Here is an 11,489-nt window from a genome sequence, read left to right as displayed (position 1 = left end):
GGTCCAGAACCGCCCCCAGCTGCCGGTGCGAACTATGCCTACCGTAGCGGGTGGCTGTGACTATTACGTTTCGGGCCACCCGGATTGCTAAGCATGCTGACTTTACCCCAGACGCCGGGAATCGCGCTGGCGATTACGCCAGCAGTGATCGGACCTCCCGAATTGGCGTCCGACGCCGCCCTCCCGGCCTTGCCGTGCAGCGCCGCTCCCAGCGCGGCAAAGGTGGCCCACCGGCCGTCCTCGTCAGCGGAGAGCCCATTCAAGCGTTCGACGCCGGCATTCGCCTGGGCGAGCAGCGCACCGATGATGCCGGCCAGGACGTCGCCGCTGCCGGCGGTGGCGAGCCACGGTGTGCCGTCCGCCTGGCTGTAGACGTCGCCCGAAGGTGCGGCCACCAGGGTGGTGGCGCCTTTCAGCAGGACCGTGGCACCGGTCCGTGCGGCCGCGCGGCGGACCGCGTCCATCGTCGCCCCTTCCACGGCGGCACGGTCTTCGGGCCCGCCCAGGCGCTGCAGCAGCGTGGCGAGCTCGCCGGCGTGCGGCGTGAGGACCACGTGCGGGGCAAGCCTTTCGGGAAGGGCCGGCAGGGCGCCGGCGTCGGCCACCGCGGGGAGCCCGGAGTCAACGGCGTCCCGGGCCCGCGCCAGCTGGTCATGGTCATCCGGGCCCATCCCGGAACCCACCAGCCACGCCTGCACCCGGTTGTCGGCCACGGAGCCGGTGCTGCACACCACTTCCGGGCAGGACTGGCGCACCAGGTCCGCCACCTCCGGCGGGCCCAGGTACCGCACCATGCCCACGCCTGCGGCAAGCGCGCCACGACAGGCCAGGACGGCGGCCCCCGGGTAGGTTGTGGATCCCGCCACCACACCCAGGACGCCGCGCGAGTATTTGTGGGCGCGGCGGTCGGGCTCCGGCAGGAGTTCAGCGATGTCCTGCGCTTCCAGCCTGCGTACGGACGGGCGGGGAAAGTTGTCCTCGATGCCGATGGGCACCACGTGGACCCGGCCGGCATAGTCCGCACCGGGGTCGGCCAGCAGCCCGCTCTTGGCGGCCCCGAAGGTCACGGTGACGTCGGCCGCCAGGACGGGTTCCACCGCCGCGCCGGTATCGGCGTCCACCCCGCTGGGCAGGTCGCAGGCCACCACGAATCCGTGCCCGGCCTGCCGGCGGGCCCCGGTTATGGCCTTGACGAATGCGGCCGCACTCCCCCGCAGCCCACCCTGGGCTCCCGTTCCCAGGATCGCGTCAATCACGACGTCGGCCCGTGCGGCTTCGGCCGCCAGCTCGCCGGGTGCCGCCCCGTCGATGTCATGGGCGCGTCCGCCAGCGCGCTCAAAGGCAGCCAGAGCCTGCGGGTGGCCCGCACCCGAGGTGAGGACCGCCGTCGTACGCATCCCGCGGGCGGCGAGGAAGGAAGCGGCGTAGAGCCCGTCACCGCCGTTGTTGCCCTTGCCGGCCAGCACTACGAGGCGCGCGCCGTAAATGCGGCGGCCGCGGGTACGGAGTTCGATGATGACGGCGTTGGCCAGCCCGTGGGCGGCGCGCTGCATCAGGACGTCGCCCAGTCCGGCCGCGAGGAGGGGTTCCTCGGCGGCCCGGACCTGCGTTCCGGTGAAGGCGCTGATCATCCGGTCACCTGGGGCCGGGCCGGGGCAGGATCAGCCCTCGGCCAAGACAGTGGCGGTGGCTATCCCGCCGTCGTGGCTGATGGAAAGGTGCCAGCGCTTGACGCCCTTGGCCTCGGCCACGGCCAGCACGGTGCCTTTGACCTGGACGGTGGGCCCGTTGTGGTCCAGGCCGATCCAGCAGTCCTGCCAGTTCATGCCGGCGGGCGCACCCAGGACCTTGGCCACGGCTTCCTTGGCGGCGAACCGGGCGGCCAGGGACCGGATGTTCAGTTCCCGCTCTGCGGGGACGAACAAACGGTCCCGAAGACCCGGTGTGCGCTCCAGCTGCCGGCCGAACCGATCAATGTCAACGACGTCTACCCCAATGCCTACGATCATGGCACTACTCTACGGTGACGCTCTTGGCCAGGTTGCGGGGCTGGTCCACGTCGTAGCCCTTGGCCGCGGCGAGTTCCGCGGCGAAGATCTGCAGCGGGACGGTGGTCAGCAGCGGCATCAGCAGGGTGGGCGTCTCGGGGACGTAGAAGACGTGCTCTGCGTAGGCCTTGACCGCCTCGTCGCCTTCCTCGGCGATGACCAGGGTGCGGGCGCCGCGTGCGCGGACTTCCTGGATGTTGGAGACCACCTTGGCGTGCAGCGAGTCGCGGCCGCGCGGGGACGGGACCACCACGAACACCGGCTGGCCCTCGTCGATCAGGGCGATGGGGCCGTGCTTGAGCTCACCGGCGGCGAAGCCCTCGGCGTGGATGTACGCGATTTCCTTCAGCTTCAGCGCACCCTCAAGCGCCACCGGGTAGCCCACGTGCCGGCCCAGGAACAGCACGGACTTCTCATCCGCCATGCTCCGGGCAAGTTCGCGCAGCGGTCCGGCGTTATCCAGGATTTTCTGGATCTTCGCGGGGATCTTGTTCAGGTCCGCGAGGACGTCCTTGATCTGGCCGGAGAAGATGTTGCCGCGCAGCTGGGCCAGGTACAAGCCCAGCAGGTACGCCGCCGTGATCTGGGCCAGGAACGCCTTGGTGGAGGCCACCGCGATCTCCGGGCCGGCGTGCGTGTACAGCACGGCGTCGGACTCGCGCGGGATGGTGGAACCGTTGGTGTTGCAGATGGAGATGGTCTTGGCGCCCTGTTCCCGGGCGTAGCGGACAGCCATCAGGGTGTCCATGGTCTCGCCCGACTGGCTGATGGACACCACCAGGGTATTTGCGTCCAGGATCGGGTCGCGGTAGCGGAACTCGTGCGCAAGCTCCACCTCGGTGGGGATCCGGCACCAGTTCTCGATGGCGTACTTCGCCACCGTGCCCGCGTAGGCCGCGGTACCGCAGGCCAGCACGATGATCTTGTTCACCTGCTTCAGGCGTTCAACATCGATCCGCAGCTCGTCCAGGGTCAGCTTGCCGTTGATGTCAGACCGGCCCAGCAGGGTCTGCGCCACGGCGTCGGGCTGGTCATGAATTTCCTTCTCCATGAAGGAGGTGAAGCCGCCCTTTTCAGCCGAGGCCGGGTCCCAGTCCACGTGGTATTCCTTGCCCGCTGCCGGGTTGCCGAAAAAGTCCGTGATCTCCACCGTGTCCGCGGTGATGGTGACAATCTGGTCCTGGCCCAGCTCCACCGCCCGGCGGGTGTAGTCAATGAACCCGGACACGTCAGAGCCCAGGAAGTTCTCCCCCTCGCCCAAACCGACCACCAAAGGTGAGTTGCGGCGCGCCGCCACCACCACATCGGGCTGGTCAGCGTGCACCGCCAGAAGGGTGAACGCGCCCTCAAGGCGCTGGCAGGCCAGCTCCATGGCCCGGGTCAGGCCGCCGTCGGACGTGTCCCCGCCCAGCGTGTTCCGGAAAATGTCCGCCAGCAGCGCGGCAGCCACCTCGGTGTCCGTCTCGGAGAGGAACTCCACGCCCTTGTCCAGCAGCTCCAGCTTCAACTCGGCGAAGTTCTCGATGATGCCGTTGTGGATCACGGCGAGCCTGCCGCCGTCGGCCAGGTGCGGATGCGCGTTCCTATCCGTCGGGCCGCCGTGCGTCGCCCACCGGGTGTGGCCGATCCCGGTCACGGTCTCCGGCAGCGGCCGGGCCTCCAGCTCGGCCACCAGGTTGCTCAGCTTCCCGGACTTCTTCCGCGCCTCGATGCTGCCCTTGGACACCACCGCCACCCCGGCGGAGTCGTAGCCCCGGTACTCCAGGCGGCGCAGCCCCTCCAGGACAACATCCAACGCACTGTGACCGGCAATTACACCGTCAACCGGACGGCCCACATATCCCACGATTCCACACATACGCTAAAGACTATCGGCTGGGAGCCGTAGCTTTAAAACGCGAGGCCGAGCCCCGGAGGACTTATATGTTGCAGGCGGCCGGCGCCCGGACGAGTGCCCGCATTTCGCTATGTGCCGGGGGCGGGGCAGAATCACTAGCGTGACTTTGCAACGCAACGAGGCGAATGGAGAGGGTGTCTCCCCGTTCGTGGAGCTGGACCGGCAGACCTGGTCCAGGCTGGCAGCACAGATGGAACAGCCTCTTAACGAAGAGGATATTGTCCGTCTGCGCGGCCTGGGCGATCCCCTGGACATGACAGAGATCCGGGAGGTCTACCTGCCCCTGTCGCGGCTGCTGCACCTGTACGTTGAGGCGGCGGGCCAGCTGCATGCGGCCACCACCACCTTCCTGGGCGAGCAGACCCAGCGCACCCCGTTCGTGATCGGCGTTGCCGGTTCCGTGGCTGTGGGGAAGTCCACCATCGCCCGCGTGCTCCGCGAGATGCTGCGCCGCTGGCCGGGCACCCCCAATGTGGAGCTGATCACCACTGACGGTTTCCTCTATCCCCTGGCTGAGCTTAAGCGCCGCCAGCTGCTGGACCGCAAGGGCTTTCCGGAGTCCTATGACCGGCGCGCGCTCCTCCGATTCGTAAGCGAGATCAAGGGCGGGGCCGAGGAGGTCCGCGCACCCTGGTACTCGCATGTCACGTACGACATTGTTCCGGGCAAGGAAGTGGTGGTCCGCCGGCCGGACGTCCTGATTGTGGAGGGCCTGAACGTGCTGGCCCCCGCGCGGCCCCGGCATGACGGCCGGCAGGGCCTGGCGCTGAGCGACTTCTTTGACTTCTCCATTTATGTGGATGCCAAGACGTCCTACATCGAGGAGTGGTACGTGGACCGGTTCCGGAAACTGCGGAGCACGGCGTTCGCGCAGCCGGAATCCTACTTCCACCGCTACGCCAGCCTGTCCGACGAGGAAGCGGAGACCACCGCCCGGGAGATCTGGAAGCGCATCAACGAGCCCAACCTGGAGGAGAACGTCCTGCCCACCCGCGGCCGGGCGCAGCTGGTGCTCACCAAAGAGGCCGACCACACGGTCCGACGCATGCTGCTGCGGAAGGTGTAGCACAGGTGTGCCACGACTGCTCCGGCTCACCCTTTTCCAGCCGTCGAAGCTTCACGCGTTTCCTGGCGGCAGGCGCCGGACTGACTGTCCTGACGGCCTGCACGCCGGAGGCACCCCCGGCGGCCGCGCCGTCGTCGGCTCCTCCCTTAACGTCCCCCTCCCCCGTTGCTTCCACCGCCTCGGCCACCCCGACGGCGGAGGCCGCCGCGGCGCCTCCCGCAGCTCCTGAAGCCGCCCCTTCGCCGTCGCCCTCCGCCGTGCTGCCGCGGCAGTTCTCCCTGACGGACCCGGCGAGCCCGTGGGTGATCGTCAACAAGCGCCGGCCGCTGGTGCCGGCGGCGTACGCGCCGGCGGACCTGGTGCGCCCCGCCGTCGCGATGACCGCGTCCGGGGAGGCTGCCCTGCTGAACAGCACGACGGCGGCAGCGGCCGAGGCGATGTTCGCGGCGGCCGGGCGGGACGGCGTCTCGATGGTGCTGGCGAGCGGCTACCGGTCGTATGCCACCCAGGTGGCCACATACAACAGCTATGTGGCGGCGCGGGGCCAGGCCGACGCCGACACCGCCAGCGCGCGCCCGGGCTATTCGGAGCACCAGACCGGGTGGGCGTTCGACATTGCCGACGGCAACGGAGCCTGCGGGTTCCAGCCGTGCTTCAGGGACCAGCCCGCGGCGGTGTGGGCGAAGGCGAACGGGCACCGGTTCGGGTTCGTGGTGCGGTACCCGTGGATGTTCCACCCCATCACGGGGTACTACTACGAGCCGTGGCACCTGCGGTACATCGGCGTGGAGGCGGCCACAGACATGGCGGCCCGGGGCATCTTCACGCTGGAGGAGTACTTCGGCGTGGAGGCGGCGCCGGGGTACGCATAGGCCGGAGAAGTCCCTCCGCGCAACTCTTCAGCCCAAGGACAGTGAGGGAGACAAAAAGCCAGCGCTACCGTGCGGTCCGCTCGTCAATGATCTTGTCTATCGCCTCTTCGTCAGGGCACGGCTGGTCGTCGACCGGGCAGTTTCCGTCCCAAGGCACGCCGCTCTTTGCTGTCATGACCTCAACACACATCGTGCAAAAAACCGTAGCCTGCGGTGCGATAGTCATCTCGGGCTCCTCATACCCGCAGAGGGCTTTCCGCCAGACGACGTCACGGCAGCAGACGAAGTGGACCATCTCGTCCGGGTTCTGCTCCAACTTGTGCTTAACTTCCCATGCAGGAGTGCGCCCAACTTCCAGTGTTCCGCCGTCCTCGAGCGCTTGTGCGACCTCTACGTCCTGGTCCGTCATGGTCCCCCAATCTGTGTGCAAGTAACACAGGCCCGCGGTGGCTCGACCACGGGTCGTGATGAATGATGCACTGACCCTATGAAGGCCGTCCCACGGCCAGCAAGGATCTTGATCAAAGCCTGCTGAATAACTTGGGGGCTGGCGGGTGCTCCCTAGACCTCCGGGCTGCCGGAGGACTTCCGGCATGAAATAGCCCAGTCTTATGTTTGGGGAGCCCTTCAGCCCTCCACTACGTTGGTTCTTATGCTGACTGGATTCAAGAATTTCATCATGAAGGGCAATGTGGTTGACCTTGCCGTCGCCGTTGTGATCGGCACCGCGTTCGGTTCGGTGGTAACAGCGCTGGTGAACAAGGTGCTGATGCCCTTTGTCGCTGCGGTGGTTGGGTCGCCGAACTTTGACAGCTTCGCAAAGGTTGACCTCAACGGCAACGCCATCGAGTTCGGCGTCCTGCTGACAGCTATCGTCAACTTCCTGCTGATCTCGGCCGCCATCTATTTCGTGGTGGTCATGCCGATGAACGTGATGATCGAGCGCCGTAACCGGCGGCTGGGGATCGGCCAGGACGTGAAGAAGGAATCGGCGGAGGACCCGCAGATTGCCCTGCTGACCGAGATCCGCGATGCCTTGAAGAGCCGGACCTCCTGACCTGTCCAACAACTGTGGCCCGTCTCCTTTGGGAGGCGGGCCACTTGTTTGTTTATAGTTACTCGCTGACGAGTTCCAGCGCGAGTTCCGTGCGGACCACCTGGGCGAGGTGCTCGGCGATGGACTGTGCGGTGTCCTCGTCACCGGCTTCCACCATGACGCGGACCACCGGCTCTGTGCCGGAGGGGCGGAGCAGGACGCGCCCGGTGTCGCCGAGAGTGGCTTCCGCGGTGGCGACGGCCTGCGCGAGGACCTCGCTGCTGCCCACCCGCGTGCGGTCCACGCCCTTGACGTTGATGAGGACCTGCGGGAGCTTGGTCATCACGGTGGCCAGCTCCTTGAGCGGCTTCTTCGTCAGGGCAACCTGGGCGGCGAGCTGGAGGCCCGTCAGAAGGCCGTCGCCGGTGGTGGCGTAGTCGGAGAAGATGACGTGGCCGGACTGTTCGCCGCCGAGGCTGTAGCCGCCCTCGCGCATGCATTCGAGGACGTAACGGTCCCCCACTGCGGTTTCGCGGAGGCTGATACCTGCCTCGCGCAGCGCGATCTTCAGGCCGAGGTTGCTCATGACGGTGGCTACCAGGACGTCGTCCCTCAGCTTGCCGGAGGCTTTGAGCGCGACCGCGAGGATGGCCATGATCTGGTCGCCGTCCACCTCGTTGCCCTCGTGGTCCACGGCGAGGCAGCGGTCCGCGTCGCCGTCGTGGGCAATGCCGAGATCGGCGCCGTGCTTCACTACGGCTTCCTTGACCGGGCCGAGGTGGGTGGAGCCGACGCCGTCGTTGATGTTCAGGCCGTCCGGTTCAGCGCCGATGACGATGACGTCGGCGCCGGCGTCCTTGAAGACTTGGGGCGAGCAGCCGCTGGCGGCGCCGTGGGCGCAGTCCAGGACCACGGTGAGTCCGTTGAGGTTGTGCGGCAGCGTGCCGAGGAGGTGGACGATGTAGCGGTCTTCGGCGTCGGAGAAGCGCTGGATGCGTCCCACGTCGGCGCCGGTGGGACGGACGGCCTCGTTGGCCATCTGGGCCTCGATGGCGTCTTCCACGTCGTCGGGGAGTTTCTGGCCGCCGCGGGCGAAGAACTTGATGCCGTTGTCCGGCGCGGGGTTGTGCGAGGCGGAGATCATGACGCCGAAGTCGGCGTTGAGGTCCGCCACCAGGTAGGCCGCGGCCGGTGTGGGGAGGACCCCGGCGTCGTAGACGTCCACGCCGGAGCTGGAGAGTCCGGCCTCCACTGCGGCGGCGATGAATTCGCCGCTGGCGCGGGGGTCGCGGGCTACCACGGCGCGGGGCCGGGAGCCGTTGGAGTTGCGGTCGTGGCCGAGCACGACGGCGGCCGCCTGGGCCAGCTGCATGGCCAGCTCTGCTGTCAGCAGGCCGTTGGCCAGCCCCCGGACACCATCAGTTCCAAATAATCTAGACACCGGTCAAGTCTAGAGGATAGGCCAGGGGCGGCAGATAACAGGAGACTGGCAGGCTCGATACGGGTAAGGGAAAAGCTTAGACCAGGTTTACAACCAGCTCCCGGAAGTTGCCGCACGTCGGTCGGGATCCGGTCACCCTACCTTCGCTCCGCGATGCCCGCGGTGATTCATCATCCGTCCAGCCGCGCCGGCGAGGCGCTGGCTGGGCTGTTCGACGAGACGGAAGAAGAGTTCGGCTGCGAGCAGCGAGAGTAGCAACGTCAGCAACGTCATTTGCAGAACGTCGGTGGAGCGCATGGCGAAAGTAATGGCCAAGAGAATAGGTTCATGAACCAGGTAAAGGCTGAAAGACCGCAGGCCGAGCCACCTGATTACTGGCTTGCTTCCTAGAGTAGTTGCAGGCCGCCAAGCGATAAAGGCGAAAATCAAGAACGCTCCCCCGAGTGTAGCCAGTGACATAACGACCGGTAGCTGCGGCCATAGCCAGCGTGAACAGAGCAGTAATACAGAAGCGGTCATCAGAGCTATCCACCCAGTTGTTGGAATTTTCCGGCCCCAGTTTTCTAGATCTTCCCGCCGAGACGCCATCAAGACGCCGATTCCGAACATGGGCATATACACAGGCAGTGGGGAGTAAATGATATTTCCAACTGCGACTAGGAGGAGTAACCCCAGAAAAGCGGGAAACCACAAGCGGCGCGTAGGAGGGACAAGGATGATGTACAGAGGCAAGAGCAGTGAGAAGAGCATTTCGTATCGTAGGGACCAGAGCGGTCCGTTGAGCGCGCCGGCTCCACCAAGGAGAAAAGCGTCGAACATAACATTCGGCGCCTCATCGTGTTCGTTCACCCAGGAACTGAGTCCAGGATCGGACTCCCGCGGAACAACCCAAGTCAGCAAAAGCGCGGCAGCCAAGGATGCCCATACTGGTAGATAGATTCTGATCAGCCGCTTTGGATAGTAGGCCATCCAGCTCGGCCGAGAAGCACGAAAAAATGGCAACGCCAGTACGAACCCAGACAAGATGAAGAAAACATACACTGCCTCCGACCCTGCCCACAGCAAATGCAGCGGCGTAAACGTTGCCCACCAAACCCAGGCATCCATCGGCCCGGTTCCGTCTGTATGCACAGCGTTCGCGAGCTGCGGGGATACGAGACAGCAGTGGGTCAACACCACAACTAACGCAGCAAGTCCGCGAAGGCCGTCAAGCGAGCTGTAGCGCGAGGTCTGGTGTGTTGTCTTCGAGTCCCCCATCAGTGAAGAGTATTAGACGAACGGCAGATGTCACCCGAGTAGTGACTACTTGAATGCCAAAACCCTCAAGGAGCAGATCTTTAGCAAGTTCGTGGCTGTCTAACTCCCGTTTCTTGGCGTGGTCGCCAGGTGCGAAAGCCAATGCCGCCGGAGGAGTGCGCCCTACAGCACATACTCGGGTTGGCAGGCCCGGTACCTGCACGTCATCAGAGCGACTCACTCGGACTACTTGGTTTTTTTCGTTGCTACCTGTCTTTACTCAAAAGCCTCGCCACGCCTATTTGGCGGCCCCTACGATCCATGCATGACACCTAGCTATGGGGGCTTGGCGCTCGAAATTGTTGTACCGGTCTTTAACGAAGAAGCGGTACTCGAAAGCAGCATCACAAGGCTCGCCGAATATCTGACGCACGAAATGCCGTCGACGTGGAAAATCACCATCGCCGATAATGCAAGCACCGACCGGACTTCGGTGATTGCCGCTCGACTCAGCGAGCACATGCCCAACGTCGATTACCGGCGCCTTGAAGTTAAAGGGCGCGGACTCGCACTGAGAGATGCCTGGAGCGCTTCGGAGGCCAAAGTCCTCGCCTACCTGGACGTTGATTTGTCCACCGATCTTGCAGCGCTTCCACCGCTGGTTGCACCTCTACTTTCAGGCCACTCCGATATTTCCATCGGCACGCGGCTGGGCCAAAGTTCGCGAGTAAGCCGGGGACCCAAGCGGGAGTTTATTTCGCGCTCCTACAACTTTCTGCTTCGCCGAACAATGCAGGTTCGCTTTTCTGATGCTCAATGCGGCTTCAAGGCGATTCGTGCAGAGGTTGCCAAGCGCCTGCTACCGCATGTGGAGGATAACGGTTGGTTCTTTGATACTGAGCTGCTGATTATTGCCGAGCGTTCCGGACTTCGCATCCACGAAATCCCGGTTGACTGGGTGGATGATCCTGACAGCCGGGTGGACATAAAGCAGACCGCTCTTGACGACCTTCGCGGGATGGCGCGTGTAGCGGGATCCTTGGTGAAGGGCGTTATTCCAGTGCAGGTGATCTATGCCGAGCTTGGACGCCGGCCAATCGTGCCAATAGGCCGGCCGAGCTTCTTTGGTCAAGTCCTCCGCTTCGGTGTTGTGGGAGCTGTGTCAACGCTCGCCTTCGCGTTGCTGTACCTCGTCCTGCAGGGCCCCTTTGGCGCCCAAGAAGCAAACTTCCTCGCACTTCTTCTCACCGCGGTGGGCAATACGGCTGCCAATCGCCGCTTTACTTTTGGAATCAGCGGGCCCGAAAAGCTGTTCACACAGCAGGTTCAGGGATTGATCGTCTTCTTGCTGGCATGGAGCATAACTTCCTCCTCCCTACTGGCCCTGCACGCGGCCCAGCCTGATGCCGCACCAAATTTGGAACTCCTCACTCTTACGGCCGCGAATATCTTTGCCACGCTTATGCGGTTCGTGCTCCTCCGGCTTTGGGTGTTCCGGGTACGGCGCAGCGGGCGACGAGCGGCCGTTGTAGCAAAGAATGCGTTGGAACCGGCCGGGGGTGCACTATGAGCAGGCTGCTAGATAAAGTAGGCGCCAGCTCGGGACGATGGCCCAGCAATACAATCAACGAAGGGACGCTCCAGGGGGCACCAAGAAAAAAGGGGAGTTCTCGCGGCAAGCCATGGAGCCGCTTTTTCGTTACACTCCTGCGGGGACCAGCGCAGGACGAGCGGTGGGAACGGCCCGCGTTGCTCATCCTCCTAGGGTTAACCCTTGGGCTCTACCTATGGAGACTGGATAGTAATGGATGGGCCAATCCCTACTATGCTGCTGCGGCCCAGGCTGGCTCCCAAGACTGGAAGGCCTTCTTTTTTGGGTCTTTCGAGTGGGGC

General features: G+C 64.8%; 10 protein-coding genes. 4 read left to right on the top strand and 6 right to left on the bottom strand.

The window, feature by feature from the left end; genetic code table 11:
* Nucleotides 1-38: 38 nt before the first annotated feature.
* Genes AC5RT3_RS01570 through glmS form a run of 3 tightly spaced genes read right to left on the bottom strand, consistent with a single transcriptional unit; the run spans nt 39 to nt 3,906 of the window.
* Nucleotides 39-1,631, bottom strand: a complete 1,593-nt coding sequence (locus AC5RT3_RS01570; RefSeq protein WP_494102951.1) for an NAD(P)H-hydrate dehydratase — start codon at nt 1,629-1,631, stop codon at nt 39-41.
* A 30-nt stretch (nt 1,632-1,661) separates the two neighbouring features.
* Nucleotides 1,662-2,009, bottom strand: coding sequence for a holo-ACP synthase (locus AC5RT3_RS01565; protein ID WP_479771618.1), 348 nt, complete (start codon nt 2,007-2,009; stop codon nt 1,662-1,664).
* A gap of 4 nt (nt 2,010-2,013) precedes the next feature.
* Nucleotides 2,014-3,906, bottom strand: a complete 1,893-nt coding sequence (gene glmS / locus AC5RT3_RS01560; RefSeq protein ID WP_494123339.1) for a glutamine--fructose-6-phosphate transaminase (isomerizing) — start codon at nt 3,904-3,906, stop codon at nt 2,014-2,016.
* Nucleotides 3,907-4,015: 109 nt separating this feature from the next.
* On the opposite strand from glmS, the gene coaA reads away from it, so the two are divergent.
* Together coaA and AC5RT3_RS01550 are read left to right on the top strand one after the other, a co-directional pair.
* Nucleotides 4,016-5,011 carry a type I pantothenate kinase gene (gene coaA, locus AC5RT3_RS01555; RefSeq protein ID WP_494123338.1) on the top strand — a complete coding sequence of 332 codons (996 nt, stop codon included), beginning with the start codon at nt 4,016-4,018 and terminating at the stop codon, nt 5,009-5,011.
* Between the two features lie 5 nt (nt 5,012-5,016).
* Nucleotides 5,017-5,883 carry a M15 family metallopeptidase gene (locus AC5RT3_RS01550; RefSeq protein WP_494123337.1) on the top strand — a complete coding sequence of 289 codons (867 nt, stop codon included), beginning with the start codon at nt 5,017-5,019 and terminating at the stop codon, nt 5,881-5,883.
* Between the two features lie 64 nt (nt 5,884-5,947).
* Here the strand turns inward: AC5RT3_RS01550 and AC5RT3_RS01545 are convergent, their stop codons facing one another.
* A complete protein-coding gene (locus tag AC5RT3_RS01545; RefSeq protein ID WP_494123336.1) occupies nt 5,948-6,292 on the bottom strand; it encodes a hypothetical protein in 345 nt (114 codons plus the stop codon).
* Between the two features lie 243 nt (nt 6,293-6,535).
* Between AC5RT3_RS01545 and mscL the strand changes: the two genes are divergently transcribed.
* Nucleotides 6,536-6,940 carry a large conductance mechanosensitive channel protein MscL gene (mscL, locus tag AC5RT3_RS01540; RefSeq protein ID WP_494123335.1) on the top strand — a complete coding sequence of 135 codons (405 nt, stop codon included), beginning with the start codon at nt 6,536-6,538 and terminating at the stop codon, nt 6,938-6,940.
* A gap of 58 nt (nt 6,941-6,998) precedes the next feature.
* On the opposite strand, the gene glmM is transcribed toward mscL, so the two are convergent.
* Nucleotides 6,999-8,360, bottom strand: coding sequence for a phosphoglucosamine mutase (gene glmM / locus AC5RT3_RS01535; protein WP_494123334.1), 1,362 nt, complete (start codon nt 8,358-8,360; stop codon nt 6,999-7,001).
* A gap of 132 nt (nt 8,361-8,492) precedes the next feature.
* Nucleotides 8,493-9,617 (bottom strand): acyltransferase family protein, encoded by a 1,125-nt coding sequence (locus AC5RT3_RS01530; RefSeq protein WP_494123333.1) that lies wholly within the window; start codon nt 9,615-9,617, stop codon nt 8,493-8,495.
* A 304-nt stretch (nt 9,618-9,921) separates the two neighbouring features.
* On the opposite strand from AC5RT3_RS01530, the gene AC5RT3_RS01525 reads away from it, so the two are divergent.
* Nucleotides 9,922-11,166 (top strand): bifunctional glycosyltransferase family 2/GtrA family protein, encoded by a 1,245-nt coding sequence (locus tag AC5RT3_RS01525; RefSeq protein ID WP_494123332.1) that lies wholly within the window; start codon nt 9,922-9,924, stop codon nt 11,164-11,166.
* The last annotated feature ends 323 nt before the right edge of the window (nt 11,167-11,489 follow it).

It is taken from the genome of Arthrobacter sp. Y3221159 (genome assembly GCF_059089885.1).
This window is presented reverse-complemented; position numbering and strand designations above follow the sequence as displayed.